The organism is Streptomyces sp. NPDC048442 (genome assembly GCF_040651475.1).
Classification (GTDB): Bacteria; Actinomycetota; Actinomycetes; order Streptomycetales; family Streptomycetaceae; genus Streptomyces.
The window spans coordinates 372761-396596 of the sequence record NZ_JBEZKB010000004.1 but is presented as its reverse complement, the minus strand read 5'-3'; the positions used below and the strand labels follow the sequence as shown (position 1 = coordinate 396596).

The following is a 23836-nucleotide window of genomic DNA, read 5'->3' as shown; positions in this document are numbered from 1 at the left end:
ACATCGAACCCTCCGAACACGACGACGGCCTGCACAACCCCAACGGGGTCGTACAGGCCGTGGTCACGCGGGCCCCGAATTGACCAACAGCGTCCGGGGAAGGGACCGGGGCGCGCCGCCGTAGCCGGGTGGGGGTGGAGGCGATCGGCGTCAGGCGATGCCGAGGAGCAAGGCAGCCGCGAGGATCACCAGCGAGACCAGGACCGCCCACTTGACCGTGGCGCGGGTGTGGTCGCCGAACTCCACCTTCGCCATGCCCACCAGGACGTACACGGCCGGGACCAGCGGGCTGGACATGTGGAGCGGCTGGGCGACGAGCGAGGCGCGGGCGATCTCCAGCGGGGAAACGCCGTGGTGGGCGCCGGCCTCCGCGAGGATCGGCACGATCCCGAAGTAGAACCCGTCGTTGGACATGAAGTACGTGAACGGGATGCTCAGCAGGCCGGTGATGAGCGCCATGTGCGGGCCGAGACCGTCGGGGATGGCGCCGACCAGGGACCTGGCCATCTCGTCCACCATGCCGGTGCCGGTCAGCACACCGGTGAAGACGGCGGCGGCGAAGACCATGCCGGAGACGTTGAGGACGTTGTCCGCGTGGGCGGCGATGCGCTCCCGCTGCTGCTTCATGTGCGGGAAGTTGACGGTCAGGGCCAGGGCCGCGCCGAACATGAAGATCACCGGGATCGGCAGCCACTGGGCGATCAAGGTGACCAGGACGGCCAGCGTCAGCAGGGCGTTGAACCAGAAGAGCCGGGGCCGCAGCGTGGGGCGGTTCGGATCGAGGGTGCCCCAGACGACGGCGGCGGCATCGCCGTTCTCGGGGGCCCCGGCGTCGGCGGCGGACGGCTTGGTGAGGTCCGCAGAGCCCGTAGAGCCAGTAGAGCCAGGAGCGGCCGTCCGGGCAGCCGTCCCTCCAGCGCCGTCCACACCCGCGCCCACGGTCACCAGGGAGAGCTCGCGATCGTCCGTCGTCTCCTCGGTGGCAACGCGGTCGGACACGGGCCCGGTCTCGGTGAGCAGCCCCAGGCGCCGGCGTTCGCGCAGGCCCAGGCACCAGGCCAGGACGAAGACGGCGACCAGGCCGAAGGCGAGCGCGGGCAGCATCGGCACGAAGATCTCGCCCGCGTCCAGCTTCAACGCGGTGGCGGCACGGGCGGTGGGACCGCCCCACGGAACGGTGTTCATCACGCCATTGGCCGTGGCGGCGACCATCGTCAGCGTGAGCACGCTCATCTTCAGCCGCAAGTAGAGCGGGAGCATGGCGGAGACAGTGATCATGAACGTGGTCGAGCCGTCCCCGTCCAGCGAGACGATCGCCGCGAGCACGGCAGTGCCCAGTACGACGCGGGCGGGGTCGGCCTTGCAGAAGCGCAGGGTGCCCCGGACGATCGGGTCGAACAGGCCGACGTCGATCATCACGCCGAAGAAGATGATGGCGAACATCAGCATCGCCGCGGTGGGCGCCAGCTCGCCGATCCCCTTCAGTACGTACTCACCCAGGTGGGCCCCTTGTCCCGCGATCACGCAGAAGAGGGCCGGGATGAGGATGAGCGACGTCAGCGGGGACATCTTCTTCATCATGATCAGCGTCAGGAACGTCGCGATCATGACGAATCCGAGGACCGTCAGCAGCATAGATCTTTCACCTTCGTCCAGCTCGTGGCCACAGCTCCGTGGCTGGTTGAAGGTACGAGCGGCACTTTGGCGTACACAAGGAGTAAACGCGTGAGCAATACGTGCGAAACCTTTGCCCAGGAGTACGCAGGTACCGCCGAGGGCCCCGCAGGTGCTCCATCCCCACCCGTGCCAGAGAGGTGAGAGGCGGGCGTTCGTGTCGGTCGTCGTCCCGACGGGACGCCCGGAATGCTGCGCTTCCAGGGCGGCCGTAGCGTTGCGGCCATGTGCTGGAGTGCGACGGCCGATGTCGTTGCGGGGACGATCATCGCGGCTGTGGGGGCCGCCGCGGTGTCCGTGGCGGCTCGGCACCCCCGTGACCTTCCGTTGGCCGCGCTGCCCCTGCTACTGGGCACCCACCAGATCATCGAGGCCGTGGTCTGGCACCACGGCGGTGGTACCGGGCCCGCCACTGTCGCCTGGAGCGTCATCGCGCTCCCGCTGCTGGCGCTGTGGGTACCGGCAGCCGTACTGTGCGCTGCTCCGCCGAGCGCCCGCCGCCGTCTGCTTCTCCCCCTGGCGGCGGGAGTCGCGACAGCGGCAGCGCTCGCCCACGCGCTGGTCACCCGCACCGTGACGGCGGAGATCAGGGGACACACCGTGGGGTACTCCCTGGGACTGCCGCAGCCGGAGCTGACCGTCGTCGGCTACCTCCTCGCCACCCTCGGCTCCCTGCTCCTGTCCGGTGACCGGGGGCTCGTCCTGTTCGGTGTCCTGGCCTCCGTCGGCGCCGCCGTGTCCTTCGGGCTGTGGCGACAGGAGTACCTCTCGACGTGGTGCGCGTTCGCAGCGGTGTGCTCGGTGGTCCTGTTGCTCTGGGCGAGAAGGAGCGGACGGCGGCGTTCGTGACGGGTGCGGAGGGCGTCGGGCGAGCCGCCGGGCCGCCGTAATCGGTGAGGTGTTCGCCGTCGACGCCGCCCGCAAGGTCCTGCGCACAGGGGGACGCTCATGCCCACGGTGCACGGCGTGGGCAGCAGCGCGACTATGCGACGACGGGGTGGAGGTAGAAGGTTTCGTTCGGGGCGGGGAAGGGGCCGAACTGGTCGGGCCACTGGACGACCCAGGTACCGTCGCCGGTTTGGTTGTGGTTGATGTTGGCGTAGAGGCCGGTGGCGTTGTTGCGCAGGAGGGTGAGGTTGGGGCGGGCGGCGTTGGGGTGTTCCAGGGTGAAGTTCTGGGTGTCGCGGGGGTATCCGCCGCTGCCGGGTTCACCTTCGCGGGGGTGGCAGTCCCAGATGTTGAGGTAGTCCCCGGCCCGGGAACCCTGCCCGTTGGCGACGTCCAGGCACTTGTTGCTCGCCTTGCTGACGATCCGGTAGAGCGGTGTGCCGGACGGGGAGTTGTAGCCGAGGGCGGCCAGGTACCACTGCTGGTTGGCGGCGCCGTTGGCGTGGTACTGGATGACGTGCGTGCCGTTGCCGGTCTGTCCCTGGTAGACGTCGAGCAGGCGGTCGCTGTTGTCGGCGTGGATGGTCAGGTCGACGGGTTCGGCGGCGGCCTGGAGTGAGCCGAAGCGGATCGGCCAGTGGTCGCTGCCGTAGTTGGGCAGGACGGTGGCCTGCCAGCGGTCGGTGTCGACGTCGGAGACCATGTAGTCGAGTTCGTTGCCGTTCTGCTGGGTGGCCTGGCCGCTGTTGTAGATGCGGGAGTCCGGGGGCAGGCCGAGGCCGGGCAGGTTGGCCGGGTTGAAGTTGAAGTCGCCGAGTGCGGCCCACTCCAGGAAGCCTTCCGCGTCGGCGGCGTCGGAGATGCGGCGCAGCAGGGCGCCCGCGTCGTTGGGCCGGCCGCCGTTGGAAGCGGCGTGCACGGAGGCGAAGAGGATGCCGTCGGCTCGGTTGACGACGCCGAGCGCGGGCCGGTAGACGCCCGCGATGTTCAGTACGTTGTCCGGCTGCCAGGCGGTGATCATGCCGAGGCTGCGGCTGGGGGTGCGCAGGATGTAGAGGTGGCGCAGGGGTCCGTTGTCGCCCTGCACCCACAGGTAGTGCTCGACTCCGTTGACCTGGCCCTGGAGTTGCGATCCTGCAGGTGCTCCGAGCGGTACTTCCTGGAGGGCGACGAGGTCGTGCGTACCGGCGAGGTTGTAAGCGCCCGCCCAGCGGTCCGGCCCGGCCTGCATGTTCCAGGAGGCGACGACGTGGCTGTCGGGGTTGGCGGCCTGTGCGGTGATGGCGGAGGCGAACAGGGTGGTTCCGGCAAGGAGCAGCGTCGCGAGGCCGGCTGTCAGAGCACGTAATCGTCGGCCTGCGCGAGGCGGCCGCCGGGTGCGCTGCGGGGTGGAGGCGTGCTCCGCCTGTGGTCTGCCCGCTCCGCGGAGTCTGAAGGGATTCATGAGGGGGACCATGCCACCCGGGGAGCCGGGCAGGGAGGGTGTGTCGAGCCAACTCCCCGTAACTGCAAGTGAGTTGAGGCCACACCTGGTCGGGGTGAACGAAGCCGCCGCCCAGCAGGACTGCCTGCTCGACAAAGCCCCGTCAGACTGTGGGGGGTGATTCCGGGGGCGGCGGTACGGGAGGCGCGGCCTGCGGACTCTGCTGCGGCGCGCGAGGTGCCGGCCGGCCGACCGTCGGCGGGTCGGGCTCATGTTGCTGAGGCGGCGCTGCCGGGTAGGGGCCCTGCTGCTGAGGTGGCGGCTGATGGCGCGGGGGGTGCGGCCCCGGATACGGGTACTGCGGGGGCATGTGCTGCTGGCCGTACTGCGGTTGCCCGTAGACCACGGGGGGCTGTACCGGCGTGGGGTCGGGGCGGGACGCCACCAGCCGGATCATCGCCGCTACCAGCCAGATCATCGCCGCCAGCAGCCCGGGTCCCACAGCGACGGCCGCAGCCAGCAGCGGCCAGTACTGCTCCTCCCAGTCGGACGACCGGGTGTCGGACCAGGCAGGGGCCCCCTGCCCTGGCAGTAGAGGTACGCGATCAGCGGGACGAGCAGGGAAATGCCGATGTGGATCCCGATCCACATCCGCCGCGCCGAGGGGTTGCGCACCGGGAGCAGCCCGAGGATCAGCCAGAGGAGCACTATCGGCAATCCAGCTGTGATGGCTATGTCAATTCCCCGTACGTGGGCCTGACATGACCTTCGCGCAGCAGAGCCCTGCTGTCACCGGGACCCGTACCTTCCCGAACTGTCGCCCCTTACGCGGGCCAACTCCTGGACGTCGCGGGCCGTCGCTCCGTCATCGAGCAGCCCACCCACCCCGAGCGGCTGAACACCGAGGCATCCTTCACCGTTCTGTGCGCAGCGATCCCCGTCGAGCACTCCTCGGGCCGTCGCAGCTCGCGTCGGCTCAACCACGGCGGTGACCGGCAGGCGAACGCCGCACCCAGGAGGGCGCAAGACCCGACGTGAGATCGTCCGTTGCCTCAAGCGATACGCCCCCGAGAGGTCTTCAACCTGGTCGGGACGGAAGCCGGCGCCCCCCGCTATAGGGGCGTCCCCACCCCCCCGCAGGACGGGCCGAAATACGGTGGGGAAAGCCGCCGGTGAGACTTCGTGGTGTGTCTCGTCTTCGCAGGGTTGCTGCATGGCCGGTTGTCGTCTTCCAGTGGTGTCAGGTCCGGGACATAGTCAGGGTCTCTCGCTGGGCGGCTCGCCTGGCGGAGCTGTCATGACACAGCGACCTCAGGGGGACATATGCACAGTTTGCAGAGCACGGGGCGGGGCTGGGGCTCACGCAAGCAAAGCGTACGTCTGGCGGCGGTGGGTCTGGCCAGCGCGGCTCTGGTGGTGGGTGCGGCCGGGACGGCGAGCGCGTCCTCCGCGAGCTTCGGCTGCAACGACTCGGGGCCCGCCGGCCCGCTGGGATGGTGCGGCACCGTCTACCCGACGTCCACCGACACCGTGACGGTCAAGGTGACCAACCATGCCTCAGGTGGCGAAGTTTGTCGGCTGACGGTCACTCATGTTTCCTACCCGACGTACTACTCGGCGCAGTTGTGGATCAATTACGGCGACAACTCGGCGCACAACTTCCGCGATGGCAGCAATACGAAAGACATGGTCGTCAACAACGGTTCCACCGTGACGATGAACTGCCAGCGTCGCTCCTCCAGCACCGCGGACATCTATATGTCCGGCACGATCTTCTACGGAGGCTGACCCACTGCCAGGAGCCAGTACCTGATCCTCTGAGCCGGATCTGTGGTCAGGCCAGGGCTGGTGCTGGGCCGGGCTGCACCCGGCCGCCGTGAACCTTCTCCCTCGAAGACATCAACGAGCTGACCGGCGTCCCCGCACGCGACATCCACGCCCGCGTATGCGCCCCGAGATCGCGGCCGGTCGCAACTCCGCCCTCCTCCGCCGGGCGGCATGCCCTCCGCCCCGACGCCGTCCCCTGCGCCCGCCCCTGAAGGCCGCATACGTGCGTTCCTGCGACGCCCAGGAGTGAAGCCCGTACTGGCGGGCGCCATGGTGGCCATACCAGTGTCCGTCATCGGCGTCGTTGCCAACTTCATCCCCAACCCCTTTGCCGACAAGCCGAAGTACGCGCTCTCCGTGGTCCGGGGCGACGCGGCGGAAATCATGACTGATCACATCGTCGAGGATGCCGGGGACAACAAGAAGAAGATGCAGCGCCTCGCTCCCGCCGTGACGGTGGCCGTGAAGAACAACGGCGAGCTCCCGGCCGTGATCTCCGAGGTCCGCGTGACGATCAAGGACATCCGGCGGATCAAGCCCTGCAAGCCGGAGGGCGGGGCCGTCCTGGTCACAGGTACCTATTCGTTCCGCATGCCCCGTGACGCGGTCGCAGGTCAGGTGAAGACCTTACGCACCACGTTCGAGGTGGAACCGCGCCGCGCCGACAGCCTGGCCGTGACGTTCGGCGAAGTGGACCCGTTCGTGCATTCCTCCCCGCTCTGGCTCTACCGGGTCTCTCTGGAGTTCCGCGAGGAGAACTCCAAGGACTTCCTGTCGGTTCCGGGCCAGTTCGTGCTGGCCTCGACGGCCGAGAGCGCCCGCGCTTTCGCGAGCTATTCGTGCATGCGGCAGGGCGGGGATGCGGCGGTCAAGGACTTCGTGGCGGGTGACGACCCCGAGGGCCTCTTCATGACCGACGGGGTTCGGGAGCTCCTCGAAGGGGCTCGGAAGCGCTCCTGAGGCGAGTGAGGAGAAGCCCACAATGGTGGGAAACGACAACGCTCCGCAGGGCTCGACCACACGGCGTGCCCTGCTCGCGGGGGGAATCGCCGCCGTGGCGGCAGGGGGTGCCTGGCTGTGGTTCGGCCGCGAGGACGAGGGGGCGCCGGCGCCGAAAGGCCCCAAGGTCCTCGGCCCCGAATTGGACGCGCCGTCGAGCAGCGGGAAGCCCGCCACACCCGGCGGCGGTACGAAGCCGAAATGGCCGGTCGCGCTGCCCGCCTACGCAGCGGAGCCCTTGCACGTCGGCGGCATGCTCTACTGCGGGGCGCCCGACGGCATGGTCCTGGCCCTGGACGACCGCCACGGAGCCGAACGATGGCGTTACACCCTCAGAGGAGCCGGAATTCCCTCACCGGGGAGAACCGAACTCGGCCCGGAAGTACGGGTGAGCAGTCCTGAATTGGTCGCTGTGGGTCCGGCTCTCGTCTGCTCGATAGACCTGCGCTCAAGCAACCCTACGGATAACGGCAGGGTAGTGGGACTGGACGCAGCGACGGGTAAGGAACGGTGGCGAAGGTCCGCGGCAGGGAAGCTGATCCCGGCGTCCAAGCTCTGCCTGCTGCTGGAACGGCCGGGTACCGTCGACGCTCCGGAGCGTCACGTCCTGCGCGCCGTCGAGCCGCACACAGGACGCCAGGTGTGGGAGTTCTCCCGGACCGGTCGCAGCATCAACGAAGTACACCCCCACGACGGGCCTGTAGTCCTCCTTGCGCTCTTGGAGCCGCCCGCACTCTGCGCGCTGGAGGCACAGAGCGGGGCCTTGGTGTGGAACCGCGCCTCCCCCGGAGGAGAGCGGTTGCGCCCCTTCCACCAGACGCCCCGCATCGCCCTGTTCACCAGCGAGGAACTCGATGACTTGAATTCGCCCGACGGGAACACCACGGTCCGCGTGACCTGCCTGAACCCGTCGACAGGAAAGCTGATCTGGCAACGCGCCCTGCGGCACGCGGGCCTGCCCCCGCTCGTCTCATCGGACGGCCTGGTCCACCTGCAGGGTGAGGGACGCATGCACGCACTCGACACCACGACCGGCGCCGTCCGTTGGACCTCGCCCATGCCCTACGAAAAGAGCCCGTGGAACTTCATCGTAGAGCGGGGTCTCCTCATCGCCCGCGACCCGTCGAACGAACGCTCCCGGGCGCAGTTGGCCGCGGGAATCGGCCAGGACCCGAAGCACTCGCTGATCAGAGTTTTGGCCACCGCGTCAGGCGCTGCCCTCGGCAGCTTCAGGGTCCCGGGGTGGCCGGTGAACCCGCTAGGCAGCGACGGCTCCCGGGTCTTCCTCAGGCATGACCTGCCCAAGGACCTTCCGACCGACCCCGTCATGTCCATCGTGTCTGCTGTGGACGCCCGCAGCGGGCGCACAGTGTGGGAGAAGAAGACGCCGCGCCCGTCCCGCATAGAAGTACAAGGGCCCGTCCTTCGCCTCTACGGCACGAGCATCGATCTCATCGACTGCCTCACGGGCAGAGCCCGGGGCTGAAGCACGAACGGTTGCCATCTGAACTTGGTCTGCTCCTTGGGCAGGTGAGGCCCTGGCCTTGCTCGTCCTCGCGGGGTCCGTCTGCCGGCAGGTGGCGCGGATGGGCCGGCACCGCAGACGACGGCACGTGACCATGATCCCCGATCCCAGGGCTGCCTTCTGTCCGACGCAGGAGGGCCGGCTCTCTCTGGCCACGGTCATCGACGTCACCTCTCGGCGTGCAGTCGGCGGGGCAACCGCCGATCACCTGCGAACCGATCTGGTGGCCGACGCACTGAGAGCTGCTTGCCGACAGCGTCGCCCCACCCGTTCCGTGGTTTTTCACTCCGATCGCGGATGTCAGTACACCAGTCAGCAATGCGCTTCTCCGGCGGCAGAGTCCGGGGTCCGGCTCTCGGTCGGCCGTACTGGTCAGTGCTGGGACAGCGCCCTCGCCGAGTCGTTCTTCTCGGCCATCAAACGGGAACTGCTCGGCACCTCCGCCTGGCCCAGCCGGGCCACCGCCCGCACCGCCATCTTCGATTTCATCGAGGGCTGGTACAACTTGCACCAACTGCACAGCGGCCTCGGCTACCTCAGCCCCGCCGAGTACGAGACCGCACTCGCAGCCTGACCACCACACCAAAGGTGTCCGTCAAAGCGGAACAAGCTCATCCGTCGGCTCCACCACGTTCACGTACAGCGACGGCAGAGACGACGTACGCATCCCGGCACGCGACGCGACGCGTAGTGGTGATACGTCACCCGCGCCCAGGACAGCGCCAGTCGGCCGCCGCCCTCCCCGCCGATGCCCGCGCACGCCACCGCAGCGCCGTCAGGAGAGCCCTAGGCCGAAGGAGCGGCCTGAAACGTTCCCGCCGCCGTGAACGCGTCCGTGATCGGTGCGATGAGCGAGGCGAAGCGGCGGACACCCTCGTTGCCGATCGGCGCCCAGAGTGCGGCGCAGTGCTTGTCCGTTTCCATCTCGATCCGCTCGCGGGCCGCGCTGCCGACGTCGGTGATCATGGCGTGGGAGTCGAGCCAGCCGCGTGCGGCGAGACGTGCCGTCGCCGCGCTCCACTCCTCGTCGTCCCACTGGCGGGTGGCCCGCGCGAGAGCCGTCGGGAGGCTGCCCGTCGCGGTGTGCAGAACGAGGCAGTCGCACGGCCCGAGGCCGTTGTCCGCGAGCACGACGAGATGAGCGTCGCCGCGCCATTCGCGCGCCACCGTGATCTTCTGCCACAGCGCGACGAGGGGATCGGACGGAAGCGTGACCGAGGCGTTCGCGGCGGCCAGCACCTTGCCGGCGTAGTCGGCACCGGCGACGACCGGGTCGATCAGCGAGCGGGCCTCGGCGAGTTGGCCGACCGTGAGGCGCGCGCCGACCCGCCGCATCGCCCGCTCGGCGGCCAGGAATCGGGCGGCCTGCCACCGCTCGGGCGGCGCGGTGTCCCACACACCCGCCATGGTCCGCACCGCCCGTGGGCTGAAGTTGTAGAAGGTCGCGAGCGTGATCTGCCACGGAACCGCGCCCATCGCGGCCGACCGGAAGGCCAGGTACGCCGGTACGCGGTCGGTCACGCCGAGCGCGGCCGCTTCCTCCGCGCTCTCGGGGGTGAGGTAGATGAACAGGTGGGCGGCGCTGATGGCGCGGCTGATGTCGCGGACGGCGTTCAGGTCCATCGAGCGGTCGCCGGAGTGAGCTGAGTCGGCAAGGTCGGCAAAGTCGTCAAGGTGCATCGCGGTTACCTCGTCCTGGAGTCGGGCGGCGCCTGTCAGGCGGCGGTTTCGGCGGTGGCAGTCAGCACCGCGCGGCCGAGGGTGTGACCGGCCATGGTGAAGCCGAGGACGGCCGGGGTCGCGTCGGCCGGGACGCCGATGGAGTCGACGTCGAGGGCGTGCACCACGACGAAGTAGCGGTGCGGGCCGTGCCCGGCCGGCGGGGCGGCGCCGATGTAGCGGGCTGCGCGGGCGTCGTTGGGCAGCTGGTAGGCGCCCACCGGCAGGCCCGAGCCGGTGTCGTCGCCGGCGCCCTCGGGCAGTTCGGTGACGGTGGCGGGGATATCGACGGCCGCCCAGTGCCAGAACCCGGACCCGGTGGGGGCGTCGGGGTCGTAGACGGTGACGGCGTAGCTCCTGGTGCCGCTCGGGGCGCCGTCCCACGACAGTTGCGGGGACATGTCCTTCCCGCCGGGCAGGCCGGAGGCGTGCTGCTCGGGCGGCCAGGCCGCTCCGTCGGTGACGGTGGCGCTGGTGACGGTGAAGGTCGCCGCCTCGGGGAGGCGGGCGAAGGGGTCGTTGGCGTGCATGTGACATTCCTTCAGGTCTGAGGTCTGAGGTCTGGGGTGCCGGGGAGTTGGCACGGCTGTGGCCGCCCGGCCGCGGAGTCGGTGCGGTGCAACGGCTTCACAGACGACTCTCACCACCACGCTGAATCGACAGTAACAGCAATAATCGATTATCAAAACGATCGTCTATGCTGGCGGCATGACTGGCACCCTCCACACCTCGGCTCCCTCCGGGAAGCAGATGCTTTCCGAGCAGGTCTACGCACACCTGCGGGACGCGATCATGCGCGGGAAGCACGCCCCTGGCGACGCCCTCAAACCGCAGGACCTCGCCAGGGCGCAGGGCGTAAGCCTGGCCGTCACGCGCGAGGCACTCGTGCGGCTGGTCGGTGAGGGGCTCGCCGACCGGCTGCACAACCGCGGATTCGTGGTCCCGTCCTTCTCCGACCACCGCTGGCAGGAGATCGCGGAGGCTCGCCGGACCATCGAACCGGTCGTGCTGCGCATGTCGATCGAGCGCGGCGACGTCGACTGGGAGGTCCGCGTTCGGGCGGCCCACCATCGACTGGTTCGCACTCCGGCGTACGCACCGGAGGAGGGCGAGCACTACACCGCCGCTTGGGCCGAGGCCCACAGAGCCTTCCACCGCACGCTCCTGGAGGGATGCGCGAACCCCGCCCTGCTGGACGCCTTCGACCGGCTGTGGACCGCGAGCGAGCTGGCCCGCCGCTGGTCGGCGCACCGCAACCCCGACCGGGACGGCGCAAGGGAACACCGCAGGCTGGAGGAGGCGGCGTTGGCCCGCGACGCCGACACCGCGGCCGCGGTCCTGATTCAGCACCTCACCTTGACCGCGACCGCTCTGACCGACCTTCGCCCGCCTGGTTGACGGCCGTCAGCAAGTGACGAGACCCCTGACTGTCCCTTCCCCTGCACCGCCGTACGACGTTGCGCGGCCGAACTCGAAGAGGGATCCGGCTTCGCGACCTCCGCCAACTGCGGCGGAGGCGACCGCAGTTACGCCTTTCGCTCCTCCACTTTCCCCTTCGTCTGGGAAGGGTGCTCGCGCTGGTCGAGGTGGTGATCAGGAGCACGTGGTCGTCCGTCACGGGTGGTCTCTGGGGTTCTCGGGGTGGGACTTGGGGGCCGCTGCGTAGATTCCGTGGCGGGAGGGATGTGCATGACGGACGTGCTGACGTGGACGATCGAGCGGCGGGTGCAGCGGGCCGAGTTGTTGCGTAAGGAGCCGGCCGAACTCGAGGTGGAGGTAGCTCGGTTGGAGGAGCTGACGTCGGAGTATCGGCGGATCATGGAGATCGTGACCGGGGCGGACGGGCCGGTGATGGCCAAGGACGTGGCGCGGGCGCTGGGCCGTGAGCTCACGCCGGGAAAGGTGGAGCCGGTCCGTGGGCAGGTGCGCAAACTTGCCGACCGGGGCTGGCTGGCGAGGGCGGGAGCGGGACGTAACCTGCCGCGCTGAGAGGCCGGGGTGTGGGAGGGGCGGCTGGTTCTTGCCGTAACAAGAGTGCCCCCAGCGGTAGTTGGGATGTGTGTGAAGACAACCAGCCCCGCCGAGGAGCGTGCTGTCTACTAGGTTCGTCTCCCGGTGTCGAAACGGACCCTCGATCTCGTCGGCGATCTGATACGCCGTGAAGGCAACCGGCTGGGCACCCGCTGGCGCAAGGTCCCCGCAGGCGCTCAGGCGTTGATCGTGCTCGCCGTTCTCCGCCATGACCAGCGGCTTTCCGACATGGCCGCCGGCAACCAGGTTTCCGCCCCGACCGTGCGCCGCTGGGTGAGCGAGGTCCTGCCTCTCCTGGCCGCCCGCGCACCGCGTCTGGACCGGGCCCTGAAGAAGATCGCCAGGCGGGGCGGTGCGGTGGTCCTGAAGGACGGCACCTTGATCCGCAGCCGACGCCGTGGCGGAAAGGACAACCGGAAGAACTACAGCGGGAAACATAAGGCCCACGGCCTGCTGTTTCTCGCGCTGACCGACGAGAAGGGCAATCTGATCTGGATCTCCTCGGCCCTGCCCGGCCCGGACGCTCCAGCGAGATCACCGCCGCCCGCCACGACAAGATGACCGAACGCCTCCGCGAGGCCGGCCTCGGCGCCCTGGCAAACCTCGGCTTCGCCAACCTCAAGTCCTGGCGCATCCTGACCAAGGTCCGCTTGCCGCCCGGCACGCGACCACCCTCCTGCGGGCCCTCCTCGTCCTCGCGACCACCGAAGTTCAGAGGTGACGGACGATCTCCCCACAACGATCAAGTTCCTGACCGGCACGAGTCCACCACTCACGCCCCACGCCAAGCCCATGACCTGCGAAATCAGGATGAAAATCTCTCACTGGGCCAGTTACAAGGCGCTCCAAGCGGCGGAGCAACTGTCGGCGGGGGAGGCTTACGAGGCGAGTGGCTACATGTTTGTGGACGAACTTGGGAGGCCGCTCACCGGCCGAATACTGCGTACGCAGGCGTGCGCGATTATGGCTGAGCACGCGCTGCGACGCGTCCGGCTCTTCGACGCCCGCGCGAGTTGCTTCACCTACCTTGCGAACAATGGGGTGCCGGAGCACCTGCTGGCTCGATGGGCGGGCCGCACGAACGTCAAGACCACCAAACAGTGGTACGTGAAGCCGGATATCGAGGACCTTCGGCCGGCAGCGCAGACGTGGGAGGGGCTGGCGAGCCCGACCCCCTCCTGTGAGAGATGGCAGCCTGGACGGGTGACTCAGACGACGGCGGAGACCCTGCAATTGACGGCAGAGACCCTGCAATACCGCTTTGACGGGCCAGAAGACGCTCCGGTCCTCGTCCTGGGGCCCTCCCTCGGTACTACATGGCACATGTAGGCGAAGCCGTCCTGAGGCGTCTACCCAGTCCAGTGCGGGCGTGTATGCCTGGGTTCGGGGTCGTGCAGTAGGCAGGTGTCCATGGGGTTCGTGACTCGCAGGTGACACCTGCAACGTAATGAAGCCCCGCCGGTCTGCTTGGGGCTTCATCGTGCGGCTGGTCAGAATGGGCCGGCGTCTACGTTGGGGGTTTTGTTGCGCGTCGGCTCGCCGCTTTCGAGGACACAGAGGATCGATGCGGGCGAGCGGCCAATCAGCCGCGTGCGGCAGGCGGTCCCTGCGGATCAGTACGGGTCCCGGCCCGCTGACGGAATGAGATCCCACCGCCCACCGCGCCGCCCGCCCATAGACAGATGAGTCTCCAGGCGGTGCCCCTGTTCGTTCTTCAGATCACTACGGCCCACGACCAACTCCACGGCGATGGGATTTGGAACACTCGTGATCCGCCGGACACGCCTTGACAGCCTGACCGGCAGCCTCCAGTCGGCCTTGCGGATTTGAGCAGGTGGCCGGAACCGTTTCAGGAAGGTCGGGACGGCTGGGCGCTGTAACCACGGCCGCGGCGCTGTTGGTTCGTTGCACGCGTGAATGATCACATGGCAGCATGCCCGAGTGACCGACAACGGGGACGACATACCGAAGCAGCAACCGGTGTCGATGTTGGCCGAGTTGGTGGATGCTCCGGTTCCGCCGGCCTCGCCCGACGGGACGCGAGCTGTTCCGCAGGGTCCGAAGCAGGCTGATGTGGTGGAGGCGAGACGCGAGTTCGCGCGGCTGCTGGGGGAGTTCAGGCGCCACACGGCCCTGGTGCCCTTCGATGACCGGGGGAGTCCGTGGACCGCGGATTTCCACAAGGTCCGGTGGATCTGCGCGTTCTCGGACGAGGAGGCGCTGGCGCGGTTCGCACAGGCACGGGGAGAGGCGACGCGCGAGTGGGAGTACCGGAGGATTCTGGGCGCGCGGCTGCTGGATGTGATGGTGCCGCTGCTGCCGGGCCCGGGAGGCGTTGCCCTGGATGCGGGCAGTGCGGCCGGGGTGCTGTTTCCGCCGGTGCGCGGGATCGTCCCGGACGAGGTGGCGGTGGATGTTGAGGGGGAGAGGCAGTGAGTGGGAAAGAGCCTGATCTTGAAGCGCCGCCGACGGCGCTGGCGGAAATAGCGCAGGGCATCAACCTGGCGCTTTCCGAGCTGAAGGAGCTCGGGATGATCGGTGAGGCGTCGACGGGCCGGGGATTCTCCGATCTGTCCCTGCCCGGGCTGGAGTTGGGATTCGGAGCCCTGACGTCGGAGTTCGAGACCTTTTGCGACCGGTGGGAGTGGGGCGTACGGGCACTGGCCCTGAAGGGAAACGTTTTTGCCCAAGGGGTGGGCCTGTCCGCAGGTTCGTTCGCGGAGCAGGAACGATACGTCAAGGACTCGTTCAAGATCGGAGTGAACTCCCTCAACGGGAACCCGCACCTGTCCGAGGACGAGGTGACGAAGATGCGCTGGGACACCATCCGTGACCAGCACACGTGGGACAACGCCGACTGGAGCCCCGGGTCGATACTCAAGGCGCACGGCGAGGTGAACCAGACCTGGAACAACACCGCGTACGACGTCGAGGACTCGCGGCTCGACGCGATGGAGCAACTGGGTCTGCTCGAACCGCAACAGCGTGAGGCGAAGGACGCGGAGCTCAAGGAGTCGCTCAGTCCCGACCGGGCAACCATCGACCAGGCCCAGCAGCCGCGGTGGGGGCAGAACCGCTGATGGTGGACTGGCGGGAGTGGGGCGACAAGATCGTCGACGGTGTCGACCAGGGCATCGACAAGGGCAAGGAACTCCTCGGCGAAGGCGTCGACTATGCGACCGACAAGGCTGGCCAGGGCCTCGACATGGTCGGTGCGCACGACTGGGCGGACGCGGTCCAGGACAAGGGCGACGAGGTGGCGTCCTCGCTGGGGGCGGAGGTCGGCGAGCAGCAGCTCGGGCAGAGCGAGGAAGCGAACGAGCTGATCCACGGCAAACCAGAGAAGATCGCCGCGACAGTGAAGAACCTGCGGGACTTCCAGAAGGCGTTCGACCTCGTCGGCGGCGGCATGAAGAAGCTGGACTCCAGCCGCTGGAAGGGCAAGGCGGCCGACGCCTTCCGGGAAAAGTTCCAGACTCAGCCGACCGCCTGGCTGCACGCGGCGGACGCGATGGAGGACGCGGCCAATGCATTGGAGACATTTTCTAAAGCGGTCGTGAGCGCGCAGGGCAAGGCGCGTGAGGCGATCGCGCTGTACAAGGAGGGCAACCAGGACTCCAAGACGGCGATCGAGGCGTACAACAAGAAGGTTGACGCCTACAACGCGGCCCGCAACGGGGACAGCCCGCTGCCCCACCCCGGAGAGTGCACCGACCCGGGCGAGACCAAGCGGCAACGCGCACGGGAGATCCTGAATGACGCCCGCACCGCGCGCAACACCGCCGGCGAGACAGCCAAGAGCGCAGTGCAGGCAGCGCTGGCACACGCACCCAAGGAACCGACCGGGCTCAACAAGGCCGCACTCGAAGCGATGGACCACGTCCTGGGCCAAGGCGTCGAGCTGACCCACTTCGGCGGCGGAATCCTCAAGGGCGCGGCAGGCATGGTCAACTTCGTCCGCTCGGTCAACCCTACGGATCTGTACAACCTGACCCACCCGGCGGAGTACTACAAAGGCGTCAACATGACGCTCGCCGGCCTGGTGTCCACCGCGGCGAACCCGGACAGGGCCCTGAGGGACGCCTGGAACGCGGCGAAGGGCGACCCTTCGGAGTTCCTCGGCCGCCTCGTGCCCGAAATGATCGGATCGAAGGGCGCCGGCCTGCTCAAGGGAGGACTGCGCACCGGACTGAACGGCGCCAAGCACCTGCCCGAACCCGACGGGGAGAAGCCGATCACGGACGGCAGCCGCGGGGACCAGCAGAAGGACCCCCATCACCACAGCAACACATGTGACGAGAACCGCTGCGAAGGCGACCCGGTGGACATGGCGAGCGGCCGCGTGCTGCTGCCGCAGACGGACATCGCCCTCCCCGGCTCCCTCCCCCTGCTGTTCCGGCGCACGTTCGACTCCTCGCACCGGTCGGGCCGCTGGTTCGGCCCGACCTGGTCGAGCACCGTGGACCAGCGCCTGGAAATCGACTCCGAAGGCGTGGTCTTCAGCTGCGACGAGGGCAGCCTGCTGGCGTACCCGCACCCGGCCCCCGGTGTCCCGGTCCTGCCCGCACATGGCCGGCAGTGGCCCCTGGACCGGGTCGAGAACGGCTACACACTCACCGATCCCGGCACCGGCAGGGTCTGGCACTTCGTCGATCACAGCGACGAGCTCGCGCTCCTGGCCCAGGTCGACGACCGCAACGGCCGCTGGATCACCTTCGAGCACGACACCGCGGGCGCCCCGACCTCAATCGTCCACCACGGCGGCTACCACCTGAAACTCACCACGGCCGACGGCCGGGTGACGGGCCTGCACCTCGCCGGAGCGGCTGCGGACGGATCCGACCAGGAGATTCTCCGCTACGGCTACACCGACGGCCACCTGAGCGAGGTCACCAACTCCTCAGGTCGGCCCCTGCAGTTCGGCTGCGACGCACAAGGTCGCATCACCTCGTGGACCGACACCAACAACAGCCGCTACGACTACGTCTACGACGACCAGGACCGCTGCACTTACCAGTCCGGCACCCACGGACACATCGAATCCCGGTTCACCTGGGGCTCCACCGACCCGGCAACCGGCCTGTGCACCAATGCACTCACCGACGGTCTCGGCCATACCAAGCGCTTCCTCGTCAACGAGCGCTCCCAGATCGTCGCCGAGATCGATCCGCTGGGAGCCACCACCCGCTTCACCCACGACCGCCGCAACCGGCTGCTGTCACGGACCGACCCACTGGGCCGCGTCAGCCACTTCGCCTACGACGAGCACGGCCGCAGGACGCTGGCGGAGCGCCCGGACGGCCGGCAGACGCGGGCCGAGTACGACGACAACGGCATGCCGGTACGCCTGGTCGGCACCGATGGCCGCGTCACCCGCCAGACCTTCGACGAGCACGGCAACCGCACCTCGGTAACCGACCCCTCGGGCGCGACCACGCAGTTCGCGTACGACGCGGCAGGCCATCAGACCTCGGTGACGGATCCACTCGGAGCCACCACCCGCCTCCTCCTCGACCGTCGGGGCCTTCCCATCGAGGTCACCGACCCGTTGGGTGCCACGACCCGTTACGCACACGATGCCTTCGGCCGCACCGTCCAGATCACCGACCCCCTCGGCGCGGAAACCCGGCTGGAGTGGACGGTCGAAGGCCACCCGTCCCGGCGCACCGCCCCCGACGGCACCGTGCAGTCCTGGACCTACGACGGCGAGGGCAACTGCCTCACCCATACCGACGCGATGGGCGGCACGACCCGCTTCACCTACACGGACTTCGACCTGCTCACGTCCCGCACCGGCTCGGACGGAGTGCGCCACGAGTTCTCCCACGACACCAACCTGCGGCTGACACGGGTGACCAACCCGCAGGGCCTGACATGGGACTACGCCTACGACGCAGCAGGCCGGCTGGCCACGGAAACCGACTTCGACGGCCGGCCACTGACCTACGCCTACGACGCGGCGGGGCACATGATCTCCCGGACGAACGGCCTGGGCCAGCGCATCGACTTCACCCACAACACCCTCGGCCAGGTCATCCGCAAGGAGGCCGAAGGCACCGCGGTCACGACCTTCGAGTACGACATCTTCGATGAACTCGCCATCGCCGTAGGTCCGGACGCTCGTCTGGAACGCCTGCGGGATCGCCACGGCCGGCTGAGATCCGAGAAGGTCAACGGCCGGACCCTGACGTACGAGTACGACGCTCTGGGCCGCAGAGTGCGGAGGACGGCACCCGGCGGGGCGGTCAGCGAATGGTCGTACGACGCGGCGGGCCGCAGAACGAAGCTCATCGCGTCCGGACGCGACATTGCCTTCTCCTTCGACGCCTCGGGCCGCGAAGTGGAGCACATCGTCTCCGACTTCGTGACACTGAGCTCCTCGTTCGACGAAATGGGCCGTCTGACGGACCAGGAGGTCACTTCCCAGGACAACCGTCTCCAGCACCGCGCCTACTTCTACGGTGCGGGCGGCGGTCTCGTCGGTATCAGCGATGCCCTCTCCGGTCCCCGTGGCTTCGACGTGGACCCCTCCGGTCGCGTCACGGCTGTCCACGCGAGGGGCTGGACGGAGCGGTACACGTACGACGACGCCGGAAACCAGACCGGAGCCTCCTGGCCGGCGACACACCCCTCCCACGTGGCAACAGGAGCACGCACCTACGACGGCACCCGGATCGCCAGCGCGGGCGCCGTCCGCTACGAACACGACGGCCAGGGCCGGATCGTCCTACGCCAAAAGACCCGGCTCTCCCGAAGTCCCGATACCTGGCGCTACCAGTGGGACCCGGAGGATCGCCTCACCGCCGTGACTACACCGGACGGCACGGTCTGGCAGTACGCCTACGATCCCCTCGGCCGTCGCATATCCAAGCAGTCCCTCGCTGAGACGGTCCACTTCACCTGGGACGGCACCACCCTCTGCGAGCAGACGACCGCAAACCTCGTCCTGACCTGGAATCACGCGGGCCAGCGCCCCCTTTCCCAGACGGAACGCCGCACGGACACCGATGACGAACGCTTCTTCGCCATCGTCACCGACCTCATCGGCACCCCGACGGAACTCGTCGACGAACACGGCGACGTGGCCTGGCGAACCCGCACCACCCTCTGGGGAACGACGACGTGGAACCGCGACGCCACGGCATACACCCCGCTCCGCTTCCCGGGCCAGTACTTCGACCCCGAATCGGGCCTCCACTACAACTACTTCCGCTACTACGACCCAGAAGCGGCCCGCTACCTCAGCCAGGACCCCCTTGGTCTCGCCCCTGCCCCCAATCCTGTGGCATACGTCCACAACCCTCTGCTGTGGGCCGACCCTCTCGGGTTGAGCCCCTGCCGAAAGAACGAGCCGGCGGACCCGACGTGGGGCGGCAGGGTTGTCTACGGTGAACTGGACGCAAAGGGCCGGCCTACAGCAATGCATGCCACGCTGGGAGACGACATGATGGGAAAGTTTCCTACCGACCCACACGGTGATCCCCCTGGCTGGCAGAAGGGCAAGGGATACAACCGTGCCCACCTCCTCGGCGCACAACTCGGTGGATCCAACTTTGACCCGGCAAATTTCGTCACCATGCACTCTTACGCTAATTCTCCCGTAATGAGACATATTGAGAAGGAAGTCAGGCAAGCAGTCGAGGCCGGGGAGACCATCCAGTACACCGTCACTCCTCGATACAATCTAGACAGCCCCATCCCGCTGGGGGTGACCATTGAGGCATACGGGTCGAAGGGTTTCCAATTCTCTCAGCATCCTAGTACCGGAACTACTGGTCCCTCAAATACCGCATATATACCCAACAAGCCGAATTAGCCCAATCTCTCGGCATCCCAAAATCGTTCGACCCCTGAAAAGAGGAAACCGTCATGACCAATGCGCTTACACGTCTTCTGGAAATCGCTCCAGCGCCGAGCGAGCCCCGCCGGAAGGACTGGAGTGCGGTCGAGAGCAGGCTCGGGGTTGGGCTTCCCGCCGATTACAAGGAGTTCATCCAGGTATACGGAGGCAGCGACTGGGACGATTATCTGTACGTCCTGGAGCCTGACTGCCCCAACAAGCACTACGACCTCATTAAGTGGGCAGGGTTTCAACCCGACGCCCTCGAAGGTCTGTGGGAAGTCGAGAAGAAGCCGGCGGAGCTGGAGGTCGAGGGGTCCCGAGTTCTCCCCTGGGCGACCACGGACAACGGAGAATGCCTCTACTGGCTTATTCGGCCCGGCCTTGAGCCGGACCGGTGGACCGTCATGGTGAACGAGGCGCGCGGCGAGCGATGGGAGCACTTCCCTGTCTCCTGCACACAATTTCTCGCCGCTTCCCTTGACGGAGATCTGCAGTCGGAAATTCTCTGGTCCCAGTACCCCCGGGAGACGCATGAATTCTTCCAACTCGGTCCGGCATAACGCACTGACTCCAGCCTTCGTTTTCTCGCCGCGCTGTCCCGTGGGAGTTGGACGCTGCTCGGGTCGTTGCTTATCGCAGCCCCGAAGGTGACGTGAGGCCGTCAAGCGAGGGGCGATAATCCGGAACAACTGGAGAGGGAGTCGACCTTCGCCGCACTGTGCGGGGTCACCCCTGTCGAGCGCCCCTCGGACGTCGGCAGGTCCGCCGCCTCAACCGTGGCGGTGACCGGCAGGCCAATGCCGCGCTCCACCGCATCGTGTTCACCCGACTGCGGGTCGACCCACGTACCAAGGACTACTACGAGCGCCGGATCAAGGAGGGGAAGACCCGTCGCGAAATCATCCGTTGCCTCAAACGCTACGCGGCCCGGGAGGTCTTCCACCTGGTCAAACAGCTACAGCCGGACCCCCGCTCATAGGGGCTGTCGTGACCGATGAGAGGGTCGGACGGGTGACTGAGACGGTGAAGAACACCCTGCAATACCGCTTTGACGGGCCAGAAGACGCTCCGGTCCTCGTTCTGGGCCCCTCCCTCGGTACCACATGGCACATGTGGGACCGCCAGATACCCGAGCTCACCCGCACCTGGCGGGTGTTCCGCTTCGATCTGCCGGGGCACGGGGGCGCCCCCGCCGAACCCGTCGCCTCGGTCGGTGATCTGACGGGCAGGCTGCTGTCGGTCCTCGACGGGCTGGGTATTCAGCGCTTCGGTTACGCGGGCTGCTCGATCGGCGGTGCGATCGGTGCCGAGCTGGCCCTGCGCCACCCGCAGCGGGTGGCCTCCCTGGCGCTGGTCGCCGCCTCGCCCCGGTTCGGCACCGCCGACGAGTTCCGCCAGCGTGGCGTCATCGTCCGTACGAACGGCATGGAGCCGATGGCGGCGTCCACGCCTGGCCGCTGGTTCACCCCGGCCTTCGCCGCCGCGCAGCCCGCCATCGTCGAGTGGGCCGTGCAGATGGTCCGGACCACCGACCCCGGCTGCTACATCGCCGCCTGCGAGGCCCTCGCCGCCTTCGACGTACGTCCCGAGCTGGGCCGGATCGCGGTGCCCACCCTCGTCGTGGTCGGCGAGCAGGACCAGGTCACCGGGCCCGCCGACGCGCGCACCCTGGTCGCGGGCATCCCGGACGCCCGCCTCGCGCTCGTCCCGGGCGCCTCCCACCTGACCCCCGTTGAGCAGCCCGCCGCCGTCACCGATCTGCTGGTGCGGCACTTCGGCTCCGCCTGGGAGGACGGCAGCACCACTCTGCTGGCGCCCGTACCGCCACTGCCGGCCGCTGCCGCCGAGGCGCCGGCCCCGGCCCCGGCCGATGCCGCGCCGCAGCCCGCGCACACCCCTGCGGCGGCCCCCGACCCCGAGCCGCTCGCCGCCGGCCGCCCCGACCCGTACGACGAAGGCCTGAAGGTGCGCCGCGAGGTCCTCGGCGAGGCGTACGTCGACGCGGCGCTGGCCGGGGCGGACGACATGACCGGCGACTTCCAGGACCTCCTGACCCGCTATGCCTGGGGCGAGATCTGGACCCGGGACGGGCTCGACCGCCGCACCCGCAGCGTGATCGCCCTCACCGCGCTCGTCGCCGGAGGCCGCCAGGAGTCCCTCTCCGCCCACGTCAGGGCCGCCCTGCGCAACGGGCTCACCCCCGCAGAAATCCGCGAGGTGCTGCTCCAGACCGCCGTGTACTGCGGCGTCCCGGCGGCGCACGCGGCCTTCGAAACCGCCAGAGAAGTGGTCCGACAGGAGACCACACCGCAGCCGTAGCAGGATGGAAGCCATGAGCAGCAGCATCACCCTGACCAAGAAGTCCCACGCCTGCGTCCGCCTGGAGAAGGACGGCCGCACCCTCGTCGTCGACCCGGGCTCTTTCAGCGAGTCCGACGCCGCGCTCGGCGCCGACGCGATCCTGGTGACGCACGAGCACCCGGACCACTTCAGCGAGGATCACCTGCGGGCCGCCCTGGAGGCGAACCGGGCCGCCGAGATCTGGACGCTGCGCAGCGTCGCCGAGAAGATCTCCGCCGCGTTCCCGGGACGGGTGCACACCGTCGGGCACGGCGATGCCTTCAGCGCCGCCGGATTCGACGTCCAGGTGCACGGCGAGCTCCACGCCGTCATCCACCCCGACCTCCCGCGCATCACCAACGTCGGCTTCCTGTTGGACGGTTCGGTCTTCCACCCCGGCGACGCGCTCACCGTCCCCGACCACCCCGTGGAGACGCTGCTGCTGCCCGTGATGGCCCCCTGGAGCAAGGTCTCCGAGGTGATCGACTACGTCCGCGAGGTCAAGCCGCGCCACGCGTACGACATCCACGACGCGCTCCTCACCGACCTCGCCCTGCCGCTGTACGGCCATCACATCGGCGGCCTCGGCGGCGGCGCCCAGCACCACCACCTCGCGCCCGGTGCCACCGCGACTCTGTGACAGCGGCCGGTACACCCCCGACTGTCAGACCCGACGAGTAGGTTGAGAAACATGCGCATCGCCACCTGGAACGTCAACTCGATCACCGCCCGACTGCCGCGGCTGCTGGCCTGGCTGGAGAACACCGGCACGGACGTGCTGTGCATCCAGGAGACCAAGTCCACCGCCGAGCAGTTCCCCGCCGCCCAGCTGCGCGAGCTCGGCTACGAGTCCGCGGTCGTCGCCGACGGCCGGTGGAACGGCGTGGCGCTGATCTCGAAGGTCGGCCTGGAGGACGTCGTCCAGGGCCTGCCCGGCGGCCCGGAGTACGGCGGTGTGCAGGAGCCCAGGGCCGTCTCCGCGACCTGCGGCCCGCTCCGCCTCTGGTCGGTGTACGTGCCCAACGGCCGCGAGGTCGAGCACGAGCACTACACGTACAAACTGGCCTGGTTCGAGGCGCTGAAGGCAGCCGTCGCCGAAGACGCGGCGGGGTCACGGCCGTTCGCCGTTCTGGGTGATTTCAATGTCGCCCCGGCCGACGAGGACGTCTGGGACCCGGCGCTCTTCGAGGGCGCCACACACGTCACGCCCGCCGAGCGGGCCGCCCTCGCGGCGCTCCGTGAAGGGGGCCTCAGCGACGTGGTGCCGCGCCCGCTGAAGTACGACCACCCGTTTACCTTCTGGGACTACCGTGAGCTCGGTTTCCCCAAGAACAAGGGCATGCGCATCGACCTCGCCTACGGAAACAAGCCGTTCACCGACGCCGTCAAGGACGCCTACGTGGACCGCGAGGAGCGCAAGGGCAAGGGTGCGTCCGACCACGCCCCGGTGGTCGTCGACCTGGAGCTCTGACGGCGCGGGACGCCCTCTCCGGGGCCCCGGCGGCGGGCCCTGAGGGGGGCGTCAATCCCGCGCGCCTGTGGTGTGCACAGCCATGTGGGTGCGAAC

The 23836-nt window shown here is 68.4% G+C and carries 20 protein-coding genes and 1 pseudogene; 17 read left to right on the top strand and 4 right to left on the bottom strand.

Annotation, left to right across the window (positions count from 1 at the left end; translation table 11 throughout):
• Positions 1 to 150 precede the first annotated feature (150 nt).
• Complete coding sequence (locus tag AB0D18_RS09570; protein WP_362414681.1) at positions 151 to 1635, bottom strand: citrate:proton symporter; 1485 nt, start codon at positions 1633 to 1635, stop codon at positions 151 to 153.
• A 264-nt stretch (positions 1636 to 1899) separates the two neighbouring features.
• On the opposite strand from AB0D18_RS09570, the gene AB0D18_RS09565 reads away from it, so the two are divergent.
• Positions 1900 to 2523, top strand: coding sequence for a DUF6629 family protein (locus AB0D18_RS09565; protein WP_362414679.1), 624 nt, complete (start codon positions 1900 to 1902; stop codon positions 2521 to 2523).
• A 133-nt stretch (positions 2524 to 2656) separates the two neighbouring features.
• Here the strand turns inward: AB0D18_RS09565 and AB0D18_RS09560 are convergent, their stop codons facing one another.
• Positions 2657 to 4006, bottom strand: a complete 1350-nt coding sequence (locus tag AB0D18_RS09560) for an RICIN domain-containing protein (RefSeq protein ID WP_362414677.1) — start codon at positions 4004 to 4006, stop codon at positions 2657 to 2659.
• A gap of 1302 nt (positions 4007 to 5308) precedes the next feature.
• Here AB0D18_RS09560 and AB0D18_RS09555 point away from each other — a divergent pair.
• The 4 genes from AB0D18_RS09555 (at position 5309) to AB0D18_RS09540 (ending at position 8910) form a co-directional block, all read left to right on the top strand.
• Positions 5309 to 5773 carry a hypothetical protein gene (locus AB0D18_RS09555; protein WP_362414675.1) on the top strand — a complete coding sequence of 155 codons (465 nt, stop codon included), beginning with the start codon at positions 5309 to 5311 and terminating at the stop codon, positions 5771 to 5773.
• Positions 5774 to 6082: 309 nt separating this feature from the next.
• Positions 6083 to 6772 (top strand): hypothetical protein, encoded by a 690-nt coding sequence (locus tag AB0D18_RS09550; RefSeq protein WP_362414673.1) that lies wholly within the window; start codon positions 6083 to 6085, stop codon positions 6770 to 6772.
• A gap of 22 nt (positions 6773 to 6794) precedes the next feature.
• Positions 6795 to 8297: a PQQ-binding-like beta-propeller repeat protein gene (locus AB0D18_RS09545; protein WP_362414671.1), complete on the top strand. Its 1503-nt coding sequence runs from the start codon at positions 6795 to 6797 to the stop codon at positions 8295 to 8297.
• Between the two features lie 133 nt (positions 8298 to 8430).
• Positions 8431 to 8910 (top strand): IS3 family transposase, encoded by a 480-nt coding sequence (locus AB0D18_RS09540; RefSeq protein ID WP_362414743.1) that lies wholly within the window; start codon positions 8431 to 8433, stop codon positions 8908 to 8910.
• 212 nt (positions 8911 to 9122) lie between these two features.
• Here the strand turns inward: AB0D18_RS09540 and AB0D18_RS09535 are convergent, their stop codons facing one another.
• Positions 9123 to 10016: a hypothetical protein gene (locus AB0D18_RS09535; protein ID WP_362414670.1), complete on the bottom strand. Its 894-nt coding sequence runs from the start codon at positions 10014 to 10016 to the stop codon at positions 9123 to 9125.
• A 35-nt stretch (positions 10017 to 10051) separates the two neighbouring features.
• Complete coding sequence (locus tag AB0D18_RS09530) at positions 10052 to 10585, bottom strand: YbhB/YbcL family Raf kinase inhibitor-like protein (protein WP_362414668.1); 534 nt, start codon at positions 10583 to 10585, stop codon at positions 10052 to 10054.
• A gap of 178 nt (positions 10586 to 10763) precedes the next feature.
• On the opposite strand from AB0D18_RS09530, the gene AB0D18_RS09525 reads away from it, so the two are divergent.
• The 12 genes and pseudogenes from AB0D18_RS09525 to AB0D18_RS09470 all read left to right on the top strand — a co-directional run bounded on the left by AB0D18_RS09525 (position 10764) and on the right by AB0D18_RS09470 (position 23740).
• Entirely contained in the window at positions 10764 to 11453 is a 690-nt protein-coding gene (locus AB0D18_RS09525) for a GntR family transcriptional regulator (protein ID WP_362414666.1), read from the top strand.
• Positions 11454 to 11744: 291 nt separating this feature from the next.
• The gene (locus AB0D18_RS09520) at positions 11745 to 12044 is read left to right on the top strand and encodes a hypothetical protein (RefSeq protein WP_362414664.1); all 300 of its coding nucleotides are present in this window, start codon (positions 11745 to 11747) and stop codon (positions 12042 to 12044) included.
• A 126-nt stretch (positions 12045 to 12170) separates the two neighbouring features.
• Positions 12171 to 12647 carry a transposase family protein gene (locus AB0D18_RS09515; RefSeq protein ID WP_362414662.1) on the top strand — a complete coding sequence of 159 codons (477 nt, stop codon included), beginning with the start codon at positions 12171 to 12173 and terminating at the stop codon, positions 12645 to 12647.
• Positions 12648 to 12803: 156 nt separating this feature from the next.
• Complete coding sequence (locus tag AB0D18_RS09510) at positions 12804 to 13415, top strand: hypothetical protein (protein WP_362414745.1); 612 nt, start codon at positions 12804 to 12806, stop codon at positions 13413 to 13415.
• 612 nt (positions 13416 to 14027) lie between these two features.
• Entirely contained in the window at positions 14028 to 14522 is a 495-nt protein-coding gene (locus tag AB0D18_RS09505; protein WP_362414660.1) for an SseB family protein, read from the top strand.
• Positions 14519 to 15166, top strand: a complete 648-nt coding sequence (locus AB0D18_RS09500; protein ID WP_362414658.1) for a hypothetical protein — start codon at positions 14519 to 14521, stop codon at positions 15164 to 15166. The genes AB0D18_RS09505 and AB0D18_RS09500 overlap by 4 nt, the downstream gene beginning before the upstream one ends.
• Positions 15166 to 19902, top strand: a complete 4737-nt coding sequence (locus AB0D18_RS09495) for a putative T7SS-secreted protein (protein ID WP_362414741.1) — start codon at positions 15166 to 15168, stop codon at positions 19900 to 19902. The genes AB0D18_RS09500 and AB0D18_RS09495 overlap by 1 nt, the downstream gene beginning before the upstream one ends.
• A gap of 53 nt (positions 19903 to 19955) precedes the next feature.
• Positions 19956 to 20489 carry an SMI1/KNR4 family protein gene (locus AB0D18_RS09490; RefSeq protein WP_362414656.1) on the top strand — a complete coding sequence of 178 codons (534 nt, stop codon included), beginning with the start codon at positions 19956 to 19958 and terminating at the stop codon, positions 20487 to 20489.
• 111 nt (positions 20490 to 20600) lie between these two features.
• Positions 20601 to 20908, top strand: a pseudogene (locus AB0D18_RS09485) (transposase); the annotation flags it as partial.
• Positions 20909 to 20940: 32 nt separating this feature from the next.
• Positions 20941 to 22248 (top strand): alpha/beta fold hydrolase, encoded by a 1308-nt coding sequence (locus AB0D18_RS09480; RefSeq protein WP_362414654.1) that lies wholly within the window; start codon positions 20941 to 20943, stop codon positions 22246 to 22248.
• A 13-nt stretch (positions 22249 to 22261) separates the two neighbouring features.
• A complete protein-coding gene (locus AB0D18_RS09475) occupies positions 22262 to 22909 on the top strand; it encodes an MBL fold metallo-hydrolase (protein ID WP_362414652.1) in 648 nt (215 codons plus the stop codon).
• A gap of 51 nt (positions 22910 to 22960) precedes the next feature.
• On the top strand, positions 22961 to 23740 hold the full coding sequence (locus tag AB0D18_RS09470; protein WP_362414650.1) for an exodeoxyribonuclease III: 780 nt from the start codon (positions 22961 to 22963) through the stop codon (positions 23738 to 23740).
• Positions 23741 to 23836: the final 96 nt, after the last annotated feature.